This is a genomic window from Reyranella sp. (assembly GCF_965227665.1).
In the GTDB taxonomy this organism is placed as follows: domain Bacteria; phylum Pseudomonadota; class Alphaproteobacteria; order Reyranellales; family Reyranellaceae; genus Reyranella.
The window spans coordinates 302,856-327,850 of the sequence record NZ_OZ245767.1 but is presented as its reverse complement, the minus strand read 5'-3'; the positions used below and the strand labels follow the sequence as shown (position 1 = coordinate 327,850).

Here is a 24,995-nt window from a genome sequence, read left to right as displayed (position 1 = left end):
GGTGCCAAGATGCGCGAACGGGCGGCTGCTCCAACAACCGCCCGTCGCCAGATCTGAGCCCGAAGGTCTCCAAGGCACAAGCCTGTAGCGGAGCGAGGGACAGGTCCGGTGTCTTCCTGAACCCGAACAGTTGCAAGGGCCGTTGAGCCCGTACGAGCAAGGAAGGGACACGAGGATGGCACAGGAACAAGTCGTTGTCGGCATCGATGTTGCCAAGGAGAAGGTCGACGTGGCGATCCGGCGGGGCGCCGAATGCTGCTTTGCCAACGATCCGCAGGGCCATCGCCAGCTGCGGGCCTGGCTGAAAGAGCATGCCGTCGGTCAGGCGGTGATGGAGGCCAGCGGCGGCTACGAGCGGAGCTGGGCCCGCCTGTTGCGTGCCGCGGGCCTCGAGGTGGTGATCGTCGACCCCAAGCGGGTCCGCCACTTCGCCAAGTCGGCCGGACAGCTGGCCAAGAACGACCCGATCGACGCCCGCATGATCGCCTGGTTCGGCGAGGCCTTCGAGCATCGAGGCAAGCCCGAGGATGCCGCCCGCGAGGAGCTTGACCAGCTGGTCACTGCCCGCCGCGGCCTCTCTCGCCTCAAGGAGAAGATCGACAACTGGGGCGAACACGAGCAGCCCAAGGCCGTGCAGAGGGCCTATCAGGCACTGCTCAAGGAGATCACCCGCCAGCAGGCCCGGCTGGAAGCCTTCATTGTCGACAGGATCGAGCAGAGCGAGCACTTCGCCGAGCGCGCCGAGATCATCCAGAGCGTACCGGGCCTCGCCGGTAACAGCGCAGCGGCTCTCCTCGCCCTCCTGCCCGAGCTCGGCCAGGTCGACCGCCAAGCTGCGTCGGCCCTGCTGGGCGTCGCTCCCTTCGACGACGACAGCGGCAAACGCCACGGTCATCGTCATATCCAGGGCGGGCGGCGCAAGCTGCGATGCCTGCTGTTCACCCCCATCCTCGGGGCCGCGACACAGCACAACCCGGTCCTCAAGGACTACTACCGGCGTCTCATCGCCAAGGGCAAGGAGCACAAGGTTGCCTTGGTCGCCTGCATGCGCAAGCTCATCTGCATCCTCAACACGATGCTACAGCGCCGTGAGAAATGGGATCCCGCAAGGCACGCTCTCGCTTAAGCTCTCGCCGATCCACTCGCCTCTCAACAATACAGTTGCTCCGCTCCGCATCTTCGGTGCTCCGGTCGAGACGACGGGAGTTTTAGGAAATCCGGCCCTCGGCGGTGTGGATGTCCGTCGTCCGGGCGGCGCTGGTCGCGACGATGATCTCGATGCCGCGCACGATGTCGTCGACCGCCATGGACGGCGCCCCACCCAGTCGCGCCGCCTGCTCCGGCACGTAGGGAATGTGCAGGAAGCCGCCGCGCATCTTCGCCGGATGGCTCGCGATGATATCCATCAGCGAATAAAGGATGTGGTTGCAGACGAAGGTGCCGGCCGTGTTGGACACGGCGGCCGGCAGGCCGGCCTTGCGCATCTCCGCGACGCAGGCCTTGACCGGCAGGGTCGCGAAGTAGGCGGCGGGACCGTCGGCGCGCACCGGCACGTCGATCGGCTGATGGCGGTCGTTGTCCGGGATACGCGCGTCCTGGACGTTGATGCCGATCCGCTCGAGGCTCAGTTCGGTGCGCCCGCCGGCCTGTCCGACGCACAGCACGATGTCGGGATTCGCTTCGTCGATCGCCTCGCGCAACACGCTCGCGGACCTTGCGTAGGACGTCGGAAGGACCGCGGTCACCACGGTCACCGTTCCGATCTTCTTCCTGAGCCGGCTCACCGCCAATGACGACGGATTGACCGCGTCGCCGCCGAACGGATCGAAGCCCGTGACCAGAGCTATCATTCTGTACTCACCTCAAACGAAAGGGCGCCCTGTAAGGGGCGCCCCGACGTTAGTCCCTGAAACGGGGGACGGCTACTTGTTGGCCTTGTCGACCGCGCGGCGGGCCATGACACCGACCAGGTGGGCGCGATATTCGGCGCTGCCGTGGATGTCGCTGTTCAGCCCATCGGCCGGCACCTTGATGTCCTTGATGGCGTCCGACGAGAAGTTCTTCGACAGCGCCTCTTCCATCGCCTTCACGCGGAAGACGCTGGGGCCGGCGCCGGTCACCGCGACCCTCACGCCCGCCGCCGTCTTGGCGACGAACACGCCGACCATCGCGTAGCGCGAGGCCGGGTTCGGGAACTTCATGTAGGCGGCCTTGTCGGCCTTGGGGAAGCTGATGGCGGTGATGATCTCGCCCTCGGCCAGCGCCGTCTCGAACAGGCCCTTGAAGAAGGCGTCGGCCGCGTGCTTTCCGGTGTTGGTGATCACGGTGGCGTTCAGGGCCACGACGGCCGCCGGATAGTCGGCCGCCGGATCGTTGTTGGCGACCGAACCGCCCATCGTGCCGCGGTTGCGGACCTGCGGATCGCCGATATGGCCGGCCAGGTCGGCCAGTGCCGGAATGACCTTCTTCACGTCGGCCGAGGTCGCGACGTCGCCATGCTTGGTCATGCCGCCGATGACGACGTTGTCACCCTCGATCTTGATGCCGGCGAGTTCCTTGAGGCCGCCGAGATCGACGACGTCGCTCGGGCGCGCCAGGCGCTGCTTCAGCGTCGGGATCAGGGTCATGCCGCCCGACATCGGGCGGGCTTCTTCATTGCCCTTGAGCAGGGCGATCGCGTCGGCAACCGACTTCGGACGATGATAGGCAAAATCGTACATCTGGATTTCCTCCGTTTACTCGGCCGCCGCGTGCTGGGCGCCCTGGATCGACTGCCACACGTTGAGCGGCGTGGCCGGCATTTCCACGTGCTTGACGCCGATCGGCGCCAGCGCGTTGTGAACCGCATTCATCACGGCCGCGGGCGCCGCGATGGCCCCCGCCTCGCCGCATCCCTTCACGCCCAGCGGATTGTGCGGGCACGGGGTGACCTTGTAGCCGAGCTTGAACGACGGGAAGTTGTCGGCGCGCGGCATCGTGTAGTCCATGAACGAGCCGCTCAGCAGCTGGCCCGTCGCCTTGTCGTAGACCGCACCCTCGAACAGCGCCTGGCCGACACCCTGGACGATGCCGCCATGGACCTGCCCCTCGACGATCATCGGATTGATGATGTTGCCGAAATCGTCGACCGCGGTGTGGGCGATGACCTCGACGATGCCGGTCTCCGGATCGATCTCGACCTCGCAGATCTGCGTGCCGGACGGGTAGACGAAGTTCGCCGGATCGTAGAAGGCGTTCTCGTCCATGCCCGGCTCGATCTCGGCGAGCGGATAGTTGTGCGGCACGTAGGCGGCGAACACCGCCTGCGCCAGCGGCACTGCCTTGTCCGTGCCCGCCACCTTGAAGGTGCCGTTCTCGAACACGACGTCGGCCACGTCAGCTTCCATCAGATGGGCCGCGATCTTCTTGCCCTTGGCAATGATCTTGTCGGTCGCCTTCATGATGGCCGAGCCGCCGACGGCCAGCGAGCGGCTGCCGTAGGTGCCCATGCCGAAGGTGGTCGTCGCAGTATCGCCATGGACCACTTCGATCTGGTCCATCGGCACGCCCAGCCGGTCGTGGACAAGCTGCGCGAAGGTGGTCTCATGCCCCTGGCCGTGGCTGTGCGAGCCGGTGATGACTTGCACGTTGCCAGTGGGGTTGAACTTGATCTGCGCCGATTCCCACTGGCCGACGCCGCCGCCCAGCTGGCCGATCACCTGCGAGGGCGCGAGGCCGCAGGCCTCGATATAGGAGGAGAAGCCAATGCCGCGCAGCTTGCCGCGCGACTTCGCCTCGGCCCGGCGGGCCTCGAAGCCCGGATAGTCGGCGATCTTCATCGCCTCGTCGATGATCGGCGGGTAGTTGCCCGAATCGTACTGCAGCGCCACCGGCGTCTGGTACGGGAAGGCCGTCGACGGGATGAAGTTCTTCCGGCGCAGCTCGGCCGGATCCATCTTCAACTCGGCCGCCGCCTTGCTGACGATCGTCTCGATGACGAACGTCGCCTCGGGGCGTCCCGCGCCGCGATAGGCATCGACCGGCGCCGTGTGCGTCACCGCCGCCTTCACGTTCGCGTAGATGAGCGGTGTCGTGTACTGGCCGGCCAGCAGGGTCGCGTAGAGATAGGTCGGGACCGCCGTCGAGAAGGTCGAGAGATAGGCGCCCATGTTGGCGATCGTCTCGACCTTCAGCGCCAGGAACTTGCCTTCCTTGTCGAGAGCGAGTTCGGCGTGGGTGACGTGATCGCGGCCGTGGCAGTCGGTCTGGAACGACTCGCTCCGCTCCGCCGTCCACTTGATCGGCCGGCCGACCCGCGAGGCCGCCCAGCAGACCATGGTCTCATCGGCGTAGCAGAAGATCTTGCTGCCGAAACCGCCACCCACATCCGGAGCGATGACCCGCAGCTTGTGCTCCGGGATGCCCAGCACGAAGGCCGACAGGATCAGCCGCAGCACGTGCGGGTTCTGCGAGGTCGACCAGAGTGTGTAGTTGCCCGTCCCCTTGTCGTACTCGGCCGCCGCAGCGCGCGGCTCCATGGCGTTCGGGATCAGGCGATTGTTGACGATGTCCATTTTGGTGACGTGCGCCGCCTTGGCGAACGCCGCCTCGACATCGGCCTTCACGCCGATCTCCCAGTCGTAGATCAGGTTGCCCGGCGCCTCGGGATGGACCTGCGGCGAATCCTTGTCGAAAGCCTTCGCCAGATCGATGTTGGCGGGCAGCACCTCGTAGTCGACCTTGATCGCCTCGGCCGCATCCTTGGCCTCGTCATGGCTGTTGGCGACGACCATGGCGACCGTGTCGCCGACATAGCGGACGGTATCGACCGCCATCACGGGGTGCGGCGGCGCCTTGTGCGGCTCGCCGTGCTTGTCCTTCACCACCCAGCCGCAGATCAGGCCGCCCACCTTGGCGTCGACAAGATCCTTGCCGGTGAAGATGTTGACGACGCCTGGGCTCTTCTCCGCTGCCGAAATGTCGATGCTCTTGATCTTCGCATGGGCATGCGGCGAACGCAGGAAATACGCGTAGGTCGCCCGGGCGAGGGGCAGATCGTCGACATAGCGTCCGGTCCCGGTCAGGAAGCGCTTGTCTTCCGTACGCAGAACGCGGGCACCGATTCCGGTGGCGGAGGTCATGGTTTACACCCCTGCGGTTTTCATAGCCGGCGCAGCGGCCAGGATTGCCTTCACGATGTTGTGGTAGCCGGTGCAGCGGCAGAGATTGCCTTCGAGCTCGCGCCGCACCGTGGCCTCGTCGAGCTCGTAGTTGTGGCGCTTCACCATGTCGATGGCGCTCATCACCATGCCCGGCGTGCAGAAGCCGCACTGCAGCGCATGGTTGTCCCGGAAAGCCTCCTGCATCGGGTGCAGCTTGTCGGCGCTGGGGGCCAGACCTTCGATGGTCGTGACCTGCGCGCCCTCGGCCTGGACGGCGAGCATGGTGCACGACTTCACCGACTGGCCGTCGACGTGAACGACGCAGGCGCCGCACTGGCTGGTGTCGCAGCCGACATGGGTGCCGGTCATGCCGAGATGTTCACGCAGGAACTGAACCAGCAGCGTGCGCGCCTCGACCTTGCCCGAGACGGACTTGCCGTTGACGGTCATGGCGACGGAAATGGTCATACTCGATCTCCCCTCACGTATTGGTTCGCGCGGCTGCGGCTATGCGCGGCCGCCGGGCATTGCCCAAGACTCTCGCAAGCCCTTCACGTGGCGGTCAAGGGAATTGCAAGTTTCGGTCGCTAACTGCTAACGATTCGCAAGAAAGACAAGGATCAGCACGGCAGCGCCGACGCCGATGACGGTCCAGTGACGAAATCCGCGCTGCGCTGCAGCAGACGGCACGGGCGGCGGCGGGTCTCCCGACGGGCCCGACGGAGGCATCGTCATCACGCGGCGGCGACGGGCGGCGGCGCGCCGACGCTCTCCGCGAACTTGCCGAAGAACTGATCGGCCAGCTTCTTGGCCGTGCCGGTGATCAGGCGTGCGCCGACCTGGGCGATCTTGCCGCCAACCTGGGCGTCGACCTCATATTTCAGGATCGTGTCGCTGCCGTCTTCCGTGAGGGCCACCACCGCCCCGCCCTTGGCGAAGCCCGCGACGCCGCCCTGCCCTTCGCCCGAGATCCGGTAGCCGTTCGGCGGATCGATATCCGACAGCGTGACCTTGCCGGAGAAAGCCGCGCTCACCGGCCCGATGCGCAGGCGCACCTTGGCCGTCATCTCGGTGGGGGAAAGCATCTCCAGCGACTCGCAGCCCGGAATGCAGGCCTGCAGAATGGCCTGGTCGTTCAGCGCCGCGAAGACCTTCTCCCGCGACGCCGCAATCCTGTACTCGCCCTTGATTTCCATCTCGTAACTCCCGGCTCAGCGCCTACCATTTGTTCGTATAGGAGTCCGGCGGCAATTCTGCCAGAGGCTCGCGTACGGAGACATAGATGGTGGCGATATAGGGAACGGCCATCAGCAGCGCCATGAACGCGAACCAGTTGGCCTGGGTGTTCCAGAGCAATGTGCGGATCACCCATCGGCCGCCATCGGCCGACACGAAACCGCCGGCGCCGCCGTCATGCAGCTTGATCGCCCCTTCGGTGATGACCAGGACGACGGCCCAGAAGACCAGCATCGAGGCCAGCACGATTTCGGGCATGACCGGGCCGAAGCGGCTCATCCGCCGGTCCATCCGCACGACGCCGCGGCTGCCGTCATAGCCCAGCAGGCGGCCGAACGAGAGCGCCTTGGCAATGCGGTGGTCGCGCACGACCGGGTCGGCGCGCAGGATGGTGGTCGTCTTCCACAGCATCAGCACGATGCTCGGGATGACGAAGCTCCACATCGGGAAATCGCGGTAGCGGCCGTCGATCGCGATCTGGCGGAACCAGTCGCCGATCCGGATCACGCCATCGTACCAGTCGATGCTGATCACGATCAGGTAGAAGATGCAGAGGATCGTGAGCACGAGATAGAGCATCTGCGCCAGCAGGTCGGCGCGCTGTGCGATCCGGTAACGCGGCAGCTGGCGCCACGCCCGCCACGAGTCACGGACGCGCGCGCCGTAGAGCGACGGATCGGCCATCTGCCCGGTCAGACTGTCGGCGATGCCGCGCAGCAGCGCGTAGCTGAACAGCGCCAGCAGAATCGCCCAGAAGGCGATGCCCAGGGTCTTCTCGAAGTAGAAATCGCGGGTCAGGTCGATCCACGTCGCCTGCACGTAGCAGGTCGCCACCAGCTGCGCGAAGAAGGCGAAGAGGCAGATGCCCTTCCAGTTGCCGGCCTTGCGGCGGCTGGCATAGGCGAGCAGCAGCAGCGCGCCGCCGATCGTCGAGATGGTGAACAGGATCTGCCAGTGCGGTTCGGCCCTCACCGGCTTGCCCAGTTCGAACTTGTCGTGCCGCTGGGCGTCCAGCAGGCCCCAGGCGGCGCCGACGGTGCCCTCCTGGCGCGCCTTCCAGTACTGGTCGAAGGCCTCGATGACGTTGTAGTCGAAGCCCTCCCGCTCGGCGGCGCCTCGGAAGATCGAGAAGTATTTCACCTGCTCGACCCGGCCCGGCCGGGCGTCGGAACGCATGCGGCCGTCGCTCGGCCAGCCGGTCTCGCCGATCACGATCTTCTTGCCCGGGAAGCGGGCCTGGACCTTCTTGTAGATGTCGACCAGGTGCTTCTCGATGGCGAGCTTGCCGTCGGCTTCGGTGCGATCCAGCCCGATCGGCTCGTCTTCCCAGTAAGGCAGGATGTGGATCGTGATGAAGTCGACCTCGTCGGCCAGCGACGGGTTGCGCAGCCAGAATTCCCAGACGTCGGCGTAGGTCACGGGCTGGGTGACGCGCTGCTTCACCTGCCGGATGTAGCGGCGCAGCTCGTTGGCCGTCAGGTCCTTGCGCAGCAGCACCTCGTTGCCGACGATCACCCGCTCGACCGTGTCCTTGTACTTGTTGGCATGGTCGATCAGCAGGTTGATCTGCTCGAGATTTTCCTTCTCGTTGTTGTTCAGCCAGGCGCCGTGCCAGACCTTGAGCCCGTATTTGCCGGCGCGCTGCGGCACCGTCTCGAGATTCTCGCCCGAGGAATAGGTCCGGACCGCCCCGACCTTGCCCTGCAGGCGCTTGAGATCGGCCTCGATCTGGTCCGGTGTGGGAAAGGTCCGGGTGAGCGGGCTCTGGCCCGGCCGGTAGGGAGCGAAGGAGACGCTCTGCAGCGGCGCGGCATTCCAGCCGGCGATATCGACCGGCCGGTTCGGAACCCACCACCACAGGAAATTGAGAGCCGCCACGACCGCGAAAGCCAGCAGCGCCACGAGTGCACGCATGGAGAGGCTTGTAGCAGGATCGCTGAGCGGACGTATGGCTTTTCGAGGGCTTGTCCCCAAAACCTACAGGGGGCCGCGCTGCAGCCCGGCAATGGCCTGGCGCACGACCTGGTGGCCGCGGAACAACACGGCCTCCTTCCAGTCGTCGGTCTCCGGATAGAACTGGCGGCGCATCGCCTTGCGCACCGCCTCGGCCTCCTTGCCCAGCGGGTCGCCGTACTTGTGCAGCCAGTGATCGGCCCGGAAGGCCTTCTGGCCGCTCTCGCGATCGAAGGTGCCGTATTCCAGCGTGCACATGGTGAGCCGGGTCTGCGGCTCCGTCAGCACCCGGTTCAGCCCGTAATGGCCGAGCCCGTCGCGCGCCTGCGAGGCCGTCTGCCCTCGTTTCGATTCGGTGACCGATTCGCCCCAGAAATTGCGCACCCGGCGCGAGCCGCCGGTGCCGATGTCGTAGTGCGTGATGGGCTCGCCGTAGCCGTAGGGGCCGAGGCCGGTATGGAAGTCGACCACGGCCACGTCCGCGCGGCCCTTCAGATAGCGGTCGACGATGGCGTGCAGGGTGCGGTTCGACCAGGCCGGTCCGCCGCCGCCGAAGAACATGCCGTCGGCATGGCTGTACTGGCCGCCCGAGACGGCGCGGAAGAACTCGACGTCGCCGACCTTCCGGCGAAAGGCCGCCAGCCGGGCATCGGCCGCCGCCCGCCCCGCCTCGCTGAAATCCGCCGGCACGAGATCGTCGGCAATCTCGAGATAGCCCTGGTTCACCGGATAGGGCTTGGAGTGGTCGACATAGTTGCGGTTGAGGTCGTTGCCCTCCTCCGTCACCCGCCGCGTCCAGGCGAAGCCGTAGGGGTTGATCGCGTGCACGAACAGCGCCGCCGTCCCCTTCGGCAGCCCCGCGGCACCGACACCGGCCAGCCAGTCGACCTGGAAGCCCGAGCCGCAATAGCCCTCGATCCCATGCGTCGACGAGATCGTCACCATCACCTTCGAGGCGTCCGTCGGCCCGACCCAGGCCACGTCCGTCGACAGAGCCTCGCCTTTCGGCCCCTTGGTGGGATTGTCGTAGCGGAAGGTCGCCGCGTCGGCGAGCCGGGCGGCGGCCAGAAACTTGTCGCGCGCCTCGCTGTAGTCGGCGGCGAAGGAGGCAATGTTGTTCATGGTCGACGATACCTCGTCCAAAGCTTCAAACATTTCAAAAGACGCAGTCGGATTCCTCCCCCGTTGTTTGGGACGGAGACGGGGCGAACACATACCAAATTTGCCTGGATTAGTCTGATTTGTGGATTGAGATCGGTGGGCTCGAGCACGACGTTGCGGAAGATCAGATACTTGTCATGTCCGTATCCGATCGGCGGCCCATCCGGGCCTGGAGCGCGCTGTTGTAGTAGCTCACATCGACGCGGCCGGGCTTTCCGGTGGCGACGGCCATTGCCTGCTTACCGGCATTGTCCTCCGCGGCTGCAGTTACTCGCCCAACGTCACGCCTTTACGAAGGCCGGCTTCTCGGCACCGATCATGGTGTCGTAGGCCTTGAGGGGTATAGGAGCCGTTTCCAGAGGCTCCGGCGGTCATCAAGGCGTGATCTCGAGTCAGGTGGATAGAACCAAATCACTCCAGCCAGATCGGTCGTATGTCAGGCTTTTCGAAGTCTTCTAGCGGCATGAACTTATGTTCGTGAGACTTGGGTCCTTCCCATGCCATGAGACGCAAAGGGCGGAAGTAGCCAATGTTTTCTTTGTCATCACGAGCGTAGTCGATCGCTTTGTCGAGCGACTTGAAAATCTTCTCAAACGCATCAGCCGCTGTCTTCGCCGACCGATCGATGGCTTCCGTCCGATTACCCAGCTTAAACTCGTCCCAGAAGCCTTCAGTTATTTGAATCTTCTGAAGTAGCCGCCGACATTCCGTCAGTTGGTCGACAAGTGCATCATACTGCTCGCCGGGCACAGTGCGCCTGTAAAGACGGTCAGTGACAAGATCGAGTGTACCGCTGATCGACTCCGATTTGTGACGTTCGATTAGAGCAAAGAATGCAGCGACTTCCGCCGGCGTACCCATATGCTGGCGAATCATGCCACCGGAGATTCCAACATCACTCATCGGCTAATCCTTCCTCATAAATTCGATATGTTCGTGCCTGAGAAGGCCATTCGACCGCTGGACAATTCGCCTGGCTATGTCATTCAATTGCTCCGCAGATACCTGCTGACCGCGAACGTCGATCGCAATGTGCTGCTGCACGCTCGGCGGCAGGTGCTGCGCCCGCTCCAATACCTGTCGAGTGACTTTGTTTACCAATCCAGCCGCGTTGGTATTGATATTGCAATTTTTTATCTCGAACGACGCACTGCGCCTATCGGCCGAGCCCCCATCGGGACGAACCGAGCCACGCGTCCTCGAACTTACCTCGTTGCCGTTCTTGAAAGCGACTTGCGGAACATAGTCCGGCCGTCCTGTTCCATAGTCGAGCTCGCTCTGCCGCGAACTAGGACGCGGCTCTGGCAAGAATGGCGGCATCGGGGGTCCGGACTGCGGTGGCTTGTCGCGCTCGACCCGCTCCGGCGGGCCATTGTCGTCCGGGGCCGGGTCCTTGCCGGGCGGACGGGCCATTTCACTACCGCCCAGAACGCCGGCCGTGCTCTGGCGAGCGATCGTGTCGTCTATCGCTTTTCCGACAATCACGGCCCCGATCGCCGCCGCCGCGAGGTCCAGCAGGAAGGGGACGGCCAAGGCTGGCGCGACGACGTTCTGCATCGTCGACACGGGACCCTCCCGATCCCAGATGTCGGTCTGTGGCTGTCCGTCTATCGGCTCGACGGTGCGCGTCACGCGCTCACCGTCGAAAGTCGTGGTGATCGCGCCCAGCGTCTTGCCCGAGGGGTCGCATATGGTATCGACCTGCGACCAGTGGCCTTCGGCGGGATAGGACCACCGGCTTTCCACACGATGGCCATCGGTGAAGGTGGCATCGGTCGAGACGATGCGATCTTGCTCGTCGTACGCTTCCGTGAGGTCGGCCTTGCCTCTTCGAGCAGGGCCTTGTGGCGGGGCCGTCGGCCTGGAGGTCTAGTGGGTTGTCACGCTCAAGTCAGCAGTGTCGAGGAAGGCGGCGAAGCCATTCCTAAACTCTTCTTCACGTCAGATCTTGGCGAGAGCCAGCTTCTCGACGCCGGTCATCGTGTCGTAGGCCTTGAGGATCGTCTCCTCCGGCGTCGGCGTGACGCCGCTGTCGTGGTAGATCGCCTTCAGCCACATTGCCATCCTAATGTAGTCGCCACCTCCGATGAAACGCTCTGTTATCGCCTTGCGCAGCATCTCCTCGCCCTTGGCGACATAGGCCGCGTCGGGCTTGGCTCCGTCAGCGAGATGACGACAGGCCCACTGCCCATACATCAGTTCCGCCCGCACGATGGCCGGCGCCGACGAGGGCTTAGAGGTGAGCCCAGCCTCTTGACAGAGCTTCAGGCCGACTTCATGGCGTCGCGCCGCGAGGTTGAGCGGCAGGGCGAGTTCGAGCCCCTCCCGCATCAGCAGCTTAGTCCCGTTGGGCTCGAAGCGGTCGAACTGGTCCCATCGTCTCCAGTCGGCCTCGCTTGCGTGGCCGAACTCGGCTACCGCTGAATCGCCATCAATCAGCCACTTGCACAAGCCCAGCGTCTCCCACCATTGATAGGCGTAAAGGGACTCCTCGGTATCCTTGCCTTCTGGCCACGCCGGTTGTGACTCCATCCAGCCTGCGAGCTCCCGCGCCAGCGGCAACACCTGCTCGCGCAAGCCCAGTAGATGGGCGTGGACTAGGTTTCCCAGTTTAGTAGCCATGTAGTGCGAGCGATTAAATGGCCCGGTCTTTTCCGGCTCGAACTTAGTCGCAATCGCCAGAAGGAAATCCAAGTAGAACTGACGATCGCTTTCGGGCTCAAAAACTCTCGGCATCACGGCCTCCGCTGCGTGTAAACGACAGCGCGTACGCCGCCCACGATGTGTTCAATTACACCGTTGCGCGCGCTGCCAGTCCCAACTGTAACGATGGTCGGCTTTCCTTCTTCCACATTCTCCAGCGCCTTGCCGCCTCAGGCGATGCGCCCAATTTCCTTGGCTGCCTCGATCCGGCCTATGTGTGCGTTCGGGCTTCCTTGAGTGAGTATCGATCGGGGTGTGCCCATCCATCGGGACCGATCACCGAGCCAAATCACTCCAGCCAGATCGGCCGCATGTCGGGTTTTTCGAATTCCTCCAGCGGCATGTACTTATGCTCATAGGATCTGGGTCCCTCCAGCGTCTGCAGTCGAAGCGGTCGGATATACCCGAGGCTCTTCTGATCCAGGCGAGCAACCTCGACGCAACGATCGATAGCAAGAAAGACTCGCTGAAATGCCTCGGCGAGGTTCGACGCCGCCCGATCCAGTCCAACACTTCTGTCATCCAGATCGAATTCATCCCAGAAACCTGGGGCGACCGGAACAGCACGAAATGTCCGTTGGCACTCGTGAAGCTGTTCGAGAAGTGCATCGAACGCTTCTCCCGGCACAGTGCGCTTGTAGAGACGATCCGTCACCAGAGCGAGCGATTGTCCGGCCGATTTTGGCTTATGCCGGCCGATCAATTCGAAAAAGGCGGCAACCTCCCTTGGAGTTCCGATCTGCTTGAGAAGTAACCCCGCCGATAGTCCAACGTCGCTCATCAATAGAACTCCATGAATTCAATGTGTTCACGACTGAGTAGCCCATTCGACTTTTCGACGATCCTTCTTGTGGTGTCATCAAGGTGCCCAGAAGATGCATTTTGTCCACGCACATCGATCCTAATGTTCTGCTGCATACCCCGCGGCAGATGCCGAGCACGCTCGTGAACCTGTTTGACGACCTTGTTCACCAAGCCATTTGCATTGGTATTGATGTTATAATTCTCCACCTCGAACGATGCACTGCGCCTATCGGCCGATACCCCGTCGGGACGGACCGAACCAGCCGTCCTCCAACTTACCTCCTTGCCGTTCTTGAAAGAGACTTGCGGGACAAAGTCCGGCTGTTCCGCTTTTGCAACGTCAAGCTCGCTCTGCTGCGAACTAGGACGCTCCCCCCGCGGAATCAGCGGCACCGGAGGTCCGGAGGGCGGTGGCTTGTCGCCCTCGACCCGCCCCGGCGGGCCGTTGTCGTCCGGGCCCGGGTCCTTGCCGGGCGGACGGGCCATTTCACTGCCGCCCCGAACGCCGGCCGTGCTCTGGCGAGCGATCGTGTCGTCTATCGCTTTTCCGACAATCACGGCCCCGATCGCGGCCGCCGCGAGGTCCAGCAGGAAGGGGACGGCCAAAGCGGGCGCAACGACGTTCTGCATCGTCGGCACGGGACCATCCCGATCCCAGATGTCGGTCTGTGGCTGTCCGTCTATCGGCTCGACGGTGCGCGTCACGCGCTCACCGTCGAATGTCGTGGTGATCGCGCCCAGCGTCTTGCCCGAGGCGTCGCGTATGGTATCGACCTGCGACCAGTGGCCCTCGGCTGGATAGGACCACCGGCTATCCACACGGTGGCCATCGGCGAAGATGGCATCGGTCGAGACGATGCGATCTTGCTCGTCGTACGCTTGCGTGACGTCGGCCTTGCCGCGCTCGGTATCGACCCCGCGGCGCGTGATCCGCTTGGTGCCGTCATCGAAACGCGTGACGTCGGACGCAGGAAGCGTCGTAGATGCCGCTTCCATCGCCCCGCGGCCTGTCGATTCTTCGACTACAACTTCGTCTTTGGGTGAGGGCGTCGATACAGCATCAACCGACGCAACATGGGGCTTTGCCACATCGGAAACGCCCTTCGCCACAGGCTCTGGCGGCAGCGCTTCGACCGGATCACCGCCCGAGATTCGGACGGTATTTGGATCTTCTTCCGCGGGCGGCAGCATGTCGCCGACGAGGCCGCGAATGTCGGCCATCGTCGGCGGTTTGCCTTCGGCGGATTCGAAGGCGCCTAAGAGCCTGTCGAGTTGCTGCCGTGCCGTCTGGGCCTCCTCGCCGTCGGGATCGAGGTTGGCAGCGTGCAATCCCTCGTCCAGGAACAGGCGACCGAGACGGTGGCGCTCTAAGGCCGGATCGGATTTGCCTTCAGCGAGAGTCTTCTGGAGTTTGGTCAGGCGGTTGTAGTCGTTGTCGCCGAGCGACAGGCGGTGTTGCGTCAGGTCGAGGGCCGCGAAACTCTCCGGGTCGCGCATCGCCTGGTCGTCGAGCCTGTCGTAAAGGTCGCGATCCGTGACGACATGGCCGCCGTTCATGGCTGTACCGTCGAGCGCCTGCATCTGCTCCGGGCTCAACCCGTCGCGCAGCGCCGTCGGCATCGCCATCAGCGGTCTCGCGGGATTCTCTCCCAGCCAGTCGAGAGCGCTTGTGGCCGCACGTCCCCGTGCCGCCTGCCATGCCCGATCGGCGCGCGCCTGCTCGATCCTTGCCATTCGGGTCACCTGCGCCCGCACCTCGGGCGAGGCGTCCGGGGGCGTCTGCTCGGCGGCACGCGCCTGGTAGTCGTCGAGGTCGGGGCGCCGCGCCGGATCGTCCGGCGTGTCGGCCAGACCGCCGACGATCTCCGTCACGCGACGCTCCTCGCGCGCCCGCTCGATCCTGCGCTCGACCACCGCCTGCCGCTCCGGCTGGATCACGTCGCGTGCGTGGTCGTAGAGCGTCGCCGCGCCCTCGGGATCCTGGCCGATCGCGGCCTCGACCGCGCCGGCATAGAGGTCGCTGAGGCCGGTGCGCACCGCCGTGTCGGTCCGGTCCGCGTCCCAGCCCTTTCGTTCGCCCTGGTAACGCAGCTCGCCCACCGTGGTGCGGCCCAGCGTGCGCAGATGGGCCGGGTCCTGCCAGGAGAGCGACGCGTCACGCGCCAAGTCGGCGAGACGCTCGGACACGATGCGGTCGTCCAGCACCGACGTCGCCTGCTCCGCGATCCGGCCGAGGTCGCCACCGGCGCGGTCGAGACGCCGGTCGATCACCGGTTCGAGCAGGGCCTTCCGGCGCGGGCCGTCGGCCTGGAGGTCGAGCGGGTTGTCATCCTCAAGGTCGTGAGTACCCGGTCAATGCCGCGCCATCCCCAGTCGTAGCGTGCGAGATCTGGAAAGATCCGCCAACCGCGATCCGTCCAGTTAGAGGGACCGAGTTGGCTCACTTCAGCGGTGTCGAGGAAGGCTGCGAAGTCACTCCCTAAACTCTTCCCCACGTCAAATCTTGGCGAAAGCCGGCTTCTCGACGCCGGTCATCGTGTCGTAGGCCTTGAGGATCGTCTCCTCCGGCGTCCGCGTGACTCCGCTGTCGTGGTAGATCGCCTTCAGCCACATCGCCATCTTCGTGTAATCGCCGTTCATGGTGAAGCTTTCCGACATGACCTTGCGCAGCATTTCTTCGCCCTTGGCGACATAGGCCGCGTCGGGCTTGCCACCGGCGGCGAGATGACGGCAAGCCCACTGCCCATACATCAGTTCCGCCCGCACGATGGCCGGTGCTGACGAAGGCTTGGTGGTGAGTCCAGCCTCCTGACAGAGCTTCAGGCCGACGTCATAGCGTCGCGCCGCGAGGTTGAGCGGCAGGGCGAGTTCGAGCCCCTCCCGCATCAGCAGCTTCGCCCCGTTGGGCTCGAAGCGGTCGAACTGGTCCCATTGTCTCCAGTCGGCCTCGCTTGCGCGGCCGAACTCGCCCACCGCTGAATCGCCATCCATCAGCCACTTGCACAGGCCCAGCGTCTGCCACCACTGATAGGCGTAGAATGATTCCTCGGAATCCTTGCCTTCTGGCCACGCCGATTGTGACTCCATCCAGCCCGCGAGCGCCCGCGCTAGCGGCAACACCTGCTCGCGCAAGCCCAGGAGATGGGCGTGGACCAAGTTTCTCAGTTTAGTAGCCATATAGTGCGAGCGATTAAATGGCCCGGTCGTTTCCGGCTCGAACTTAGTTGCAATCGCCAGAAGAAAATCCAGGTAGAACTGGCGATCGCTTTCGGGCTCAAAAATTCTCGGCATCACGGCCTCCCTTCGGATAGACGACAGCGCGCTCGCTACCTGCGATTCGTTCAACCACACCGTTGCGGGCGCTTCCAGTCCCCACCGTGACGATGGTCACGTTCCTATTGGCCAAATTCTCCAATGCTCTCGCGCCGGCTTCAGGTGACAAGCGTCCACTCTTCATCGCCGCATTAATGGTGTCTTCAGCGTGTTGCAGGGCGCCACCCAAAGACCGCGGCGTCTGATGCGCCCGGCCGCTCGGACCTATCGACGTATCAGAGCCGCGCCATTTGGAATCCCAGAAGTGAATCTCGCCGCTACGATCGACCGAGATCACATCAGGCCCCCGCTGGCCCGCCTTCCTGCCGAAGTCTATCACCGTGTGATCCGGGAAATGCCGCGCGACCTCGTTAGCCAGCCCGAACTCTCCGCGCAATCCGTTGCGATGGTTCTCGTTGTCGGGCAAGTAATCGCGCCCCGCCGCCGGTTCACCGACGCGGGGATCGAGTTTGATCCCGACTGCCGTGTCGATGCCGTTAGGACCGACATACTCTTCCCTTTTGGCCAGTTGTGCTCTCTCGACCAGCCAGGCACTGGGAGATTGAGGCGATGGTTTCTGTTCAGCAGCGGCTGCCGCTCCAGCCGTATCGGGTGCAGGCTGCGTGCCCGATGGCTGGGGCGAGGGCGGAAACCAACGCCGCAATTTGTCGATTGCCGTTGGCAGTCCAGACTCCACCGGCGGCCGGTTGTGCCCGATGGCTGGTGCGCGCTGTTGGCCTAGTGTCCCAGGGGGGCCGGGCGGTGAGGGAACGCGACCGCCTCCGCCTCCGCCTCCGCGAGCGCCGGCACCTCCGGCTTGCGCGAGAATGATGTTCTGCGGATCGAAGGCCTCGCCTACCTGCGCGCTGCTGTCGTCGTCATGGACAATGAGGGGCTCTGCCCCATCGAGCGCGTCCTTCGTCTCAAGCTCCGGCGGTAGCGCTTCGACCGGCTCATCGCCGACCCGGACGATATTCGGATCGCCTTCGCCACGTGGCAGTACGTCGCCGACGAGGCCGCGAATGTCGGCCATCGTCGGCGGCTTGCCCTCGACGGGCTCGAAGGCGCTCAAGAGCCTGTCAAGTTGCTGCCGTGCGGTCCGAGCCTCCTCGCCGTCGGGATCGGCGTTGGCAGCGCGCAATCCCTCGTCCAGGAACAGGCGGCCGAGACGGTGGCGCTCGAAGGCCGGATCGGGTTTGCCTTCGGCGAGAGTCTTCTGGCGTTTGGTCAGGCGGCTGTAGTCGCTGTCGCCGAGCGAGAGCCTGTGTTGAGCGAGATCGATTGCCGCGAACTTTTCCGGCTCGTGCACGGCCTGATCGTCGAGCTTTTGATAAAGGTCGCGATCGGTGACGACGCGGCCGCCGTTCATGGCCGTCCGGTCGAGCGCCTCCATCTGCTCCGGGCTCAACACGTCGCGCAGCTCCGCAGGCATCGCCATCAGGGGCGCCGCAGGATTGGTGTCGAGCCAGTCGAGAGCGCTTGTGGCCGCGCGACCCCGTGCCGCCTGCCATGCCCGGTCGGCGCGCGCCTGTTCGATCCGCGCCATTCGGGTCACCTGCGCCCGCACCTCGGGCGAGGCGTCCGGCGGTGTCGTCTCGGCGGCACGCGCCTGGTAGTCGTCGAGGTCCGGGCGTCGTGTCGGATCGTCCGGCGTGTCGGCCAGACCGCCGACGATCTCCGTCACGCGCCGCTCCTCGCGCGCCCGTTCGATCCGGCGCTCGACCACCGCCTGCCGCTCCGGCTGGATCACGTCGCGTGCGTGGTCGTAGAGCTTCGCCGCACCCTCGGGGTCCTGGCCGATCGCGGCCTCGACCGCGCCGGCATAGAGATCGCTCAGGCCGGTGCGCACCGCCGTATCGGTCCGGCCCTCGTCCCAGCCTTTTCGCTCGCCCTGGTAACGCAGCTCGCCCACCGCGGTGCGGCCCAGCGCGCGAAGATGGGCCGGGTCTTGCCAGGACAGCGCCGCGTCCTGCTGCAGGTCGGCGAGGCGCTCGGCCACGATGCGGTCGTCCAGCACCGAAGTCGCCCGCTCCGCGATCCGCCCGAGGTCGCCGCCGGCGCGGTCGAGACGCCGGTCGATCACCGGTTCGAGCAGGGCCTTCTGGCGGGGCCCGATCGCCTGCGCCAGATAGCGGTCCTTCAGCTCGCCCAGAAGCCGGGTGGTCTCGGCAATCCCGGCCAGCGCGCCCTCGGGGTCCCGGCCCGCGAGACCCGTCACCGGGTCGTGCACCAGGCCGCGCACCTCGCCCGCGAACCGGGTGTCGAGCCGGCGCGCGAACATCTCGTCGGCCTGAAGACCGCGCGCGCTGTCGTCCCCAAGCTCGTTGCGCGGCCATGGGTCCGCGGCAGGCGCTGCCGAGAGCAGCCCTTCTGTCATGATGCTTGCCATGTTCGTCTCCGTTAGCGGCCCATCAGGGCCTGGAGGGCGTTGTTGCCGTCGCGTGCCGCATCGAAAAGGAAAGCGGCTCCGATGCCCGGACAGCCCCCGGTCATCGCCTGCTCGTTGGGCGGCGATTTCGGCGCGCTCGACCCGGTTGATGCGACGGTCTGCAGTTGCGCCGCGAGGTCAGCCTTCCGGGTGATCGGTGCTCAATGGCCGCGACAAGGCACGCGGCGACAGGGGCGACGACAACGAGGGATAGGCAGCACCATCGCCAGGGGCATCAAATGTTCCCAAAGACATCTCTCCTGTGAGAAGCGAGCCCTTGAGTTACTGATGAGCCGGACTTTGAGTATGCAAGCGTCAAATCTCGAGGCGAACCGCCGAACGGAGTCGATACTGCTATCGGCTACTTGTTTCCGGCCGGATCCTGGCGATGGTGCTGGCGGATGGTCGCGCACGGAGGTGGCTGAGGCCTGCGGGATAGATCGGCAGACGCTGCGCGATTGGGTTCGCTACTACACTCACGACGGCGTCGGAGGCTTGAGCGATGCCAAGCGCAGCGGTCGTCCCGTGGCTCCGTCGGTGGACCAGCTGGAGGAACTGCAGGCTCCGGTGCTTGCGGTTCGCGACCGGGCCTTCCAGGGCGTAACCGGATGGCGCTGCCTCGATGAGTGCAGGGTCGGCAAAATGCTGCAGCGGATAGACTGCAGCCGCGCCCATAGCGCCAGGACGGATGGCGCCGCGTAGCAAGCTATTTAAAAGCCCTGCATCTCAGGTGCGCAAGGTGAGGCCGCCATCCACCACCAACTCGTGACCGGTGATGAAGTCGGCTTCGTCGGACGCCAGCAGCAGCGCGCCACGCGCGATGTCGATGGGCTGGCCGAGCCGGCGCAACGCCGCCTTCTTCTCCCAGACCTCGCGGATCTCGGGCTTGTCGAAGTTGGTCCGCGTCATGCCGCTGTAGATCGCCCCCGGGCACACATAGTTGGCGGTGATGTTGAACTTGCCGAGCTCCAGCGCCAGCGTGCGCGTCAGGCCGCCGACACCCGCCTTTGAGGCGCAATAGGCGGCCAGGCCGTAGTCGGTGTCGAAGGCCATGACCGAGGCGGTGTTGACGATGCGCGCACGGCCCTTTTCGCGGGCTCGCAGCTTCAGCGCCGGAATGGCTTCGCGACACAGCCGGAACATCCCGCGCAAGTTCACCGCGTTCACCCGGTCCCACATCTCGTCGGTCATCTCCTCGACGAAGGCGCGGCCGCTGACGCCGGCATTGTTGAACAGGATGTCGAGCGCCCCGAACCGGTCGATGGCCGCGGCGACGATCTTCTTCGGCGCGTCGTCGCCCGTGATGTCGGCCGCGAAGGCCTCGATCGCCGTGTTCCCGGCATGCACGGTATCGATCGCCGATTCCGGCCGGTCGACCGCCAGCACCTGGGCGCCCTCCTCCGCGAACAGCTTGGCCGACGCCGCCCCGATGCCCGAGGCGGCGCCTGTCACGATCGCGATCTTGCCGGCCAGTCTGCCCATGGGAGCCTCCGTGTTCTCAGGCGACCTCGATGATGACCTTGCCGGTCGCCTTGCGCGACAGCAGGGCGTTCATGGCGTCAGCGGCCTTCTCCAGCGGGAAGCGCATGGAGATGTGCGGCTTCAGCTTGCCCTCGCCATACCAGGCCAGCATCTCGTCGAAGTTCTTGCGCGCCTCGGCGGGCTCGCGGCCGCGCCAGGCGCCGTAGAACACGCCGCGCACGTCGCAGCTCTTCAGCAGCGCGAGATTGGCCGGCAGCGAGGGGATGCGGCCCGCCGCGAAGCCCACCACCAGCAGGCGCCCGTACCAGGCGATGCAGCGGATCGATTCGTCGAACGCATCGCCGCCGACCGCGTCGTAGATGATGTCCGCGCCCGCGCCGCCGGTCAGTTCCTTGACCTTGTCGCGCATCTTCTCCTTGGCGTAGTTCACGAACATCGTGGCGCCGTACTTCTTGCAGATCTCCATCTTCTCGTCGGAGCCCACGGCCGCGATGACCTTGAGGCCCATCAGGGCGCCCAGCTCGACCGCGGTGAGACCGACGCCGCCCGAGGCGCCGGTGACCAGCAGCGTCTCGCCCGGCTTGTAGCTGCTGCGCTGCTTCAGCGCGTAGTACGAGGTGCCGTAGGTCATGGTGAAGGCCGCACCATCCTCGTAGCTCATGTTCTTCGGCATCGGCAGGAGCTGGATCTCGTCGACCACGGCCTCGCTGGCATAGCCGCCGCTGCCGATCATGCCGATCACGCGGTCGCCGACCTTGTAGCCGGTGACGCCCTCGCCCACCTCGGTGATGTCGCCCGCGATCTCGTGGCCCGGCGCGAAGGGGCGCGGCGGCTTGAACTGGTACTTGTCCTGGATGATCAGCGTGTCGGGAAAGTTGACGCCCGCCGCCCGGGTCGCCACGCGCACCTGGCCCTTGCCCAGGGGCTTGGACGGCATCTCCACCAGCTTCAGGCTCTCCGGCCCGCCCGGCGTTTCGCTCAGCATCGCGCGCATCGTCTCACTCCCCATACCGGTGTTTCATCCTGTGGCGCCCTTGATACGATGACGGGCCGGCCAGCGTCCATCCATGCTAGGAAGGCTCCCTTCCGCGAGGAGAAAGATGGCAGGACTTCATTACGAGGACTTCACCGTCGAACGCGTGTTCGAGCACGCATGGACGCGCACCGTGACCGAGATGGACAATGTCCTGTTCAGCTCGCTCACCATGAACGTCCAGCCGCTGCATCTCGACGAGGAATTCGCCTCCAAGACAGAGTTCGGCCAGCGCATCGTCAACAGCCTGTTCACGCTGGGCCTGATGATCGGCATCACCGTGAACGACACGACGCTCGGCACCACCATCGCCAATCTCGGCATGACCGACGTGCGCTTTCCCAAGCCGGTGTTCCATGGCGACACGCTGCGGGTGCGGACCCGCGTCGTCAGCCTGCGCGAGAGCAAGTCGCGTCCCGATGCCGGCATCGTCGAATTCGCCCACACCGCGATCAACCAGCGCGGCGAGACCGTCGCCGAATGCACCCGCCAGGCGCTGATGCGCAAGAAACCCAAGGACTGAGAAAAGATGCGATCCTTCCTGTTCGTCCCCGCCGATTCCGAGCGCAAGCTCGCCAAGGGCCCCGCCTCCGGCGCCGACGGCTTGATCCTCGACCTCGAGGATTCCGTCGCTACCGACCGCAAGACGGTCGCCCGCGACATGGCGCTGGCCTATCTCAGGAGCGCCGACCGCGCCGGGCCGAAGCTCTATGTCCGCGTCAACGCGCTCGACACCGGCCTGACGCTCGGTGACCTCGCCACCGTCATGCAGGGCAAGCCCGACGGGATCGTGTTCCCCAAATGCGTCGGCCAGGCCGATCTCGACCTTCTGTCGAACTATCTCGACGCCCTCGAAGCGCGCGAAGGCATCGAGGCCGGCAAGACCCGTATCCTCACCATCGCCACCGAAAGCGCGGCGGCGATCCTCGCCCTCACCGCGGCGCCGGCCAGGCATGCCCGCCTGATCGGCCATTCCTGGGGCGGCGAGGATCTGATGGCCGATCTCGGGGCGCTGGCGAAGGGACCCTCGCCCGGCGTCTACGACGACACGTTCAAGATGGCGCGCACGGTCAACCTGATGGCCTCGGTGGCGGCCGGCGTCACCGCCTACGACACGGTCTATCCCGACATCCGCAACGTCGAGGGCCTGCGCGCCGAGGCGCACGACGCCCGGCGCATGGGCTATGGCGGCAAGATCGCCATCCACCCCGACCAGGTCACCATCATCCACGAGGTCTTCACGCCGACCGAGGCGGAGATCGACTGGGCCCATCGCGTCATCGCGACCTTCGAGGGCAATCCCGGCGCCGGCGTCCTCACGATGGACGGCAAGATGCTCGACAAGCCGCATCTCGTGCTGGCCCGCCGCCTGGTCTCGCGGAAGGGGGAATGAAGGACAATTTCGGCCTTCTCGCGACGCTCGACCGGCTGTTCGCCGGGGACCGCAACTCCGTCCTCTCGCTGAACGAATTCCTCGAGGGTTTCGAAGGCCGTTCCTACGCCTTCGCGGTTCTGGCGATCAACATCGCCAACATCATCCCGTCGGGCATTCCCTGGCTGTCGACGATCAGCGGCGTACCGATGCTCTACGTGCTGGCTCAGTACTTCGCCGGCCATCCCGTGCCGTCCCTCCCCGACATGATCGGCCGCCGCGGACTCCCGCGCGGCAAGCTGCAGGATTTCCTGAACCGCGCGCGACGCTTCATCCGCTGGCTCGAGAACACCGTGCACGCCCGCTACGAGGGGTGGGTGAACGGCGTGCCGCGCCGGCTGCTTCTCGTCGCTTTGTCGGTCGACGTGCTGATCCTCGCGCTGCCCATCCCGTTCGACAATTTCTTCCCGGCCTGGGCGATCCTTTTCTTCTGCTTCGCCCTGATCGAGGATGACGGCGTGATGGCGATGCTCGGCTGGGCGATGACGGCGATCACCGCCTGCTGGACCGTGTTCCTCCTGTTGATCGGCCACGCCGCCATCGCAGCCGCAATTTCGACGCTGCGGGCCGCTATGTTCGACTAGTGACAGACCGCGCCGATACCCCCCCCCAGTCTGGAACCCTACGACGTCGCCGGCGCGGTGACGCAGTCGCAGTATCACTTCCTGTCGCCGAACGTGACGATCAGCATCAATCTGGGCTTTCCCAACCTGTCGATCGACGTGTGGACTCCCGACGGCCCGAACGCCACCAAGGGAGTCTCCGAGCAGTTCTTCGGTCCTGGTGTGAGCGAGGCGTTCGCCACGTCGCTCGTCGCCTTCAACGAGCACGTCTCGGCCGAAGACGATGCGTTGACTGATTGGGTTCAGCACGGACTTCTGGGCGGACTCCCCGACACCGGCCGCTTCCTGACCAACAGCAAGCAGCTCGTCATCCACTTCCAGAAGACGATCGCCGCGGCCGTGGGCCTGTCCTGCCAGGCTGCTGAAAAAGCCGGACCCGGCAGATAAACGAAATAAACGAAACGAGAGTCGCAGGCCCTGAACGAGGTATCATGGTACCGTTGCCCGGTCGATGTTTGTCGTCGGAACCTGCAAAAACCTGTTCCGAGACCCTGCTGACCCATTCGATTTCGAGCTAATACGACCGTGGCAGCCCGAGCACGTGCTCGGCGACGAAGTTGAGGATCATGTTCGTGGAGATCGGCGCCACGGTGTAGAGCCGCGCCTCGCGGAACTTGCGCTCGACGTCGTATTCCTCGGCGAAGCCGAAGCCGCCGTGGGTCTGCACGCACATCTCGGCCGCGGCCCACGAAGCTTCCGACGCCAGCATCTTGGCCATGTTGGCCTCGGCGCCGGCGTTGATGCCGGCCTCGAACATCGCCGCCGCCTTGCGCACCATCAGGTCGGCCGCCTCGATCTGCGTGTAGGCGCGGGCGATCGGATACTGCACGCCCTGGTTCTGGCCGATCGGGCGGCCGAACAGCTTGCGCTCCTTGGCGTAGTTCACCGCCCGCTCGATGAACCACTTGCCGTCGCCGATGCATTCCGAGGCGATCAGCACGCGCTCGGCGTTCATGCCGGAGAGGATGTAGCGGAAGCCCTGCCCCTCCTCGCCGATCAGGTTCTCGGCCGACACTTCCATGTTGTCGAAGAACACTTCGGTGCTGTTGTGGTTCATCATCGTGCGGATCGGCCGGATGGTGAGGCCCTTGCCCAGCGCCGAGCGCATGTCGACCAGGAACACCGACAGCCCGTCGGTCTTCTTCTTGGTCTGCTCGCGCGGCGTGGTGCGCGCGAGCAGCAGCATCAGGTCGGAATGCTCGGCGCGGCTGGTCCACACCTTCTGGCCGTTCACGACGTAGGTGCTGTTGTCCTTCTTCACCGCCGTGGTGCGGAGGCTCAGCGTATCGGTGCCGCTCGACGGCTCGGTGACGCCGAAGGCCTGCAGGCGCAGCTCGCCGGTGGCGATCTTCGGCAGGTAGCGTTCCTTCTGCTCCTTGCTGCCGTGCCGCAGCACCGTGCCCATGATGTACATCTGGGCGTGGCAGGCTGCGGCGTTGCAGCCAGCCTTGTGGATCTCCTCAAGCACCGCACTGGCCGCCGAGATGCCCAAGCCCGCGCCGCCGTATTCCTCGGGGATCAGGATCGACAGCCAGCCGGCCTCGGTCAGCGCCTTCACGAAGGCCGTCGGATAACCGCGCTCACGGTCGAGATCGCGCCAATAGGCGCCATCGAACTTCAGGCAGAGCTGGCGAACGGCGTCGCGGATCTCGGGGTGCGTCGGAGCGTAGGGATTTTCCATGGCGCG

General features: G+C 65.0%; 23 protein-coding genes. 6 read left to right on the top strand and 17 right to left on the bottom strand.

Annotated elements, in window-relative coordinates; all coding sequences use genetic code 11:
- Positions 1-175: 175 nt before the first annotated feature.
- Positions 176-1,126: an IS110 family transposase gene (locus ACO07I_RS01655; RefSeq protein WP_422009370.1), complete on the top strand. Its 951-nt coding sequence runs from the start codon at positions 176-178 to the stop codon at positions 1,124-1,126.
- An 82-nt stretch (positions 1,127-1,208) separates the two neighbouring features.
- On the opposite strand, the gene pcp is transcribed toward ACO07I_RS01655, so the two are convergent.
- The 14 genes from pcp to ACO07I_RS01585 all read right to left on the bottom strand — a co-directional run bounded on the left by pcp (position 1,209) and on the right by ACO07I_RS01585 (position 18,699).
- Positions 1,209-1,850: a pyroglutamyl-peptidase I gene (gene pcp, locus ACO07I_RS01650; protein WP_422013676.1), complete on the bottom strand. Its 642-nt coding sequence runs from the start codon at positions 1,848-1,850 to the stop codon at positions 1,209-1,211.
- Positions 1,851-1,922: 72 nt separating this feature from the next.
- Positions 1,923-2,720, bottom strand: a complete 798-nt coding sequence (locus tag ACO07I_RS01645; RefSeq protein ID WP_422013674.1) for an FAD binding domain-containing protein — start codon at positions 2,718-2,720, stop codon at positions 1,923-1,925.
- A 15-nt stretch (positions 2,721-2,735) separates the two neighbouring features.
- Positions 2,736-5,120 carry a xanthine dehydrogenase family protein molybdopterin-binding subunit gene (locus ACO07I_RS01640; RefSeq protein WP_422013672.1) on the bottom strand — a complete coding sequence of 795 codons (2,385 nt, stop codon included), beginning with the start codon at positions 5,118-5,120 and terminating at the stop codon, positions 2,736-2,738.
- Positions 5,121-5,123: 3 nt separating this feature from the next.
- Positions 5,124-5,609 carry a (2Fe-2S)-binding protein gene (locus tag ACO07I_RS01635; protein ID WP_422013670.1) on the bottom strand — a complete coding sequence of 162 codons (486 nt, stop codon included), beginning with the start codon at positions 5,607-5,609 and terminating at the stop codon, positions 5,124-5,126.
- 266 nt (positions 5,610-5,875) lie between these two features.
- The gene (locus ACO07I_RS01630; protein WP_298316623.1) at positions 5,876-6,337 is read right to left on the bottom strand and encodes an SRPBCC family protein; all 462 of its coding nucleotides are present in this window, start codon (positions 6,335-6,337) and stop codon (positions 5,876-5,878) included.
- Positions 6,338-6,359: 22 nt separating this feature from the next.
- Entirely contained in the window at positions 6,360-8,291 is a 1,932-nt protein-coding gene (locus tag ACO07I_RS01625) for a hypothetical protein (RefSeq protein ID WP_422013668.1), read from the bottom strand.
- A gap of 63 nt (positions 8,292-8,354) precedes the next feature.
- Positions 8,355-9,452 (bottom strand): DUF2817 domain-containing protein, encoded by a 1,098-nt coding sequence (locus tag ACO07I_RS01620; RefSeq protein WP_422013666.1) that lies wholly within the window; start codon positions 9,450-9,452, stop codon positions 8,355-8,357.
- A 450-nt stretch (positions 9,453-9,902) separates the two neighbouring features.
- Positions 9,903-10,394 (bottom strand): hypothetical protein, encoded by a 492-nt coding sequence (locus ACO07I_RS01615; protein WP_422013664.1) that lies wholly within the window; start codon positions 10,392-10,394, stop codon positions 9,903-9,905.
- Positions 10,395-10,397: 3 nt separating this feature from the next.
- A complete protein-coding gene (locus ACO07I_RS01610; protein ID WP_422013662.1) occupies positions 10,398-11,237 on the bottom strand; it encodes a hypothetical protein in 840 nt (279 codons plus the stop codon).
- 195 nt (positions 11,238-11,432) lie between these two features.
- Positions 11,433-12,227, bottom strand: coding sequence for a hypothetical protein (locus ACO07I_RS01605; RefSeq protein ID WP_422013660.1), 795 nt, complete (start codon positions 12,225-12,227; stop codon positions 11,433-11,435).
- A gap of 256 nt (positions 12,228-12,483) precedes the next feature.
- A complete protein-coding gene (locus ACO07I_RS01600) occupies positions 12,484-12,975 on the bottom strand; it encodes a hypothetical protein (protein ID WP_422013658.1) in 492 nt (163 codons plus the stop codon).
- Positions 12,975-15,269 (bottom strand): hypothetical protein, encoded by a 2,295-nt coding sequence (locus ACO07I_RS01595; RefSeq protein ID WP_422013656.1) that lies wholly within the window; start codon positions 15,267-15,269, stop codon positions 12,975-12,977. The genes ACO07I_RS01600 and ACO07I_RS01595 overlap by 1 nt, the downstream gene beginning before the upstream one ends.
- A gap of 225 nt (positions 15,270-15,494) precedes the next feature.
- Positions 15,495-16,289: a hypothetical protein gene (locus ACO07I_RS01590; RefSeq protein ID WP_422013654.1), complete on the bottom strand. Its 795-nt coding sequence runs from the start codon at positions 16,287-16,289 to the stop codon at positions 15,495-15,497.
- A complete protein-coding gene (locus tag ACO07I_RS01585; protein ID WP_422013652.1) occupies positions 16,273-18,699 on the bottom strand; it encodes a hypothetical protein in 2,427 nt (808 codons plus the stop codon). Before ACO07I_RS01585 ends, ACO07I_RS01590 begins: the two co-directional genes overlap by 17 nt.
- Before the next feature lie 81 nt (positions 18,700-18,780).
- Here ACO07I_RS01585 and ACO07I_RS01580 point away from each other — a divergent pair, with 81 nt between their 5' ends.
- Positions 18,781-19,440 carry a helix-turn-helix domain-containing protein gene (locus ACO07I_RS01580; RefSeq protein WP_422013650.1) on the top strand — a complete coding sequence of 220 codons (660 nt, stop codon included), beginning with the start codon at positions 18,781-18,783 and terminating at the stop codon, positions 19,438-19,440.
- A gap of 24 nt (positions 19,441-19,464) precedes the next feature.
- Here the strand turns inward: ACO07I_RS01580 and ACO07I_RS01575 are convergent, their stop codons facing one another.
- Positions 19,465-20,220, bottom strand: coding sequence for an SDR family NAD(P)-dependent oxidoreductase (locus ACO07I_RS01575; RefSeq protein ID WP_422013648.1), 756 nt, complete (start codon positions 20,218-20,220; stop codon positions 19,465-19,467).
- A gap of 16 nt (positions 20,221-20,236) precedes the next feature.
- Positions 20,237-21,214 (bottom strand): NADPH:quinone oxidoreductase family protein, encoded by a 978-nt coding sequence (locus ACO07I_RS01570; protein WP_422013646.1) that lies wholly within the window; start codon positions 21,212-21,214, stop codon positions 20,237-20,239.
- Positions 21,215-21,320: 106 nt separating this feature from the next.
- Here ACO07I_RS01570 and ACO07I_RS01565 point away from each other — a divergent pair, with 106 nt between their 5' ends.
- The 4 genes from ACO07I_RS01565 to ACO07I_RS01550 are packed head-to-tail and all read left to right on the top strand — an operon-like array spanning position 21,321 to position 23,695.
- Positions 21,321-21,776, top strand: coding sequence for a MaoC family dehydratase (locus ACO07I_RS01565; protein ID WP_422013644.1), 456 nt, complete (start codon positions 21,321-21,323; stop codon positions 21,774-21,776).
- 6 nt (positions 21,777-21,782) lie between these two features.
- The gene (locus ACO07I_RS01560; protein ID WP_422013642.1) at positions 21,783-22,646 is read left to right on the top strand and encodes an HpcH/HpaI aldolase/citrate lyase family protein; all 864 of its coding nucleotides are present in this window, start codon (positions 21,783-21,785) and stop codon (positions 22,644-22,646) included.
- Entirely contained in the window at positions 22,643-23,269 is a 627-nt protein-coding gene (locus ACO07I_RS01555; protein ID WP_422013640.1) for an exopolysaccharide biosynthesis protein, read from the top strand. Before ACO07I_RS01560 ends, ACO07I_RS01555 begins: the two co-directional genes overlap by 4 nt.
- A 57-nt stretch (positions 23,270-23,326) precedes the next feature.
- Positions 23,327-23,695: an SRPBCC family protein gene (locus ACO07I_RS01550; protein ID WP_422013638.1), complete on the top strand. Its 369-nt coding sequence runs from the start codon at positions 23,327-23,329 to the stop codon at positions 23,693-23,695.
- Between the two features lie 127 nt (positions 23,696-23,822).
- Here ACO07I_RS01550 and ACO07I_RS01545 read toward each other — a convergent pair whose 3' ends face one another.
- Positions 23,823-24,989 (bottom strand): acyl-CoA dehydrogenase family protein, encoded by a 1,167-nt coding sequence (locus ACO07I_RS01545; RefSeq protein ID WP_422013636.1) that lies wholly within the window; start codon positions 24,987-24,989, stop codon positions 23,823-23,825.
- Positions 24,990-24,995: the final 6 nt, after the last annotated feature.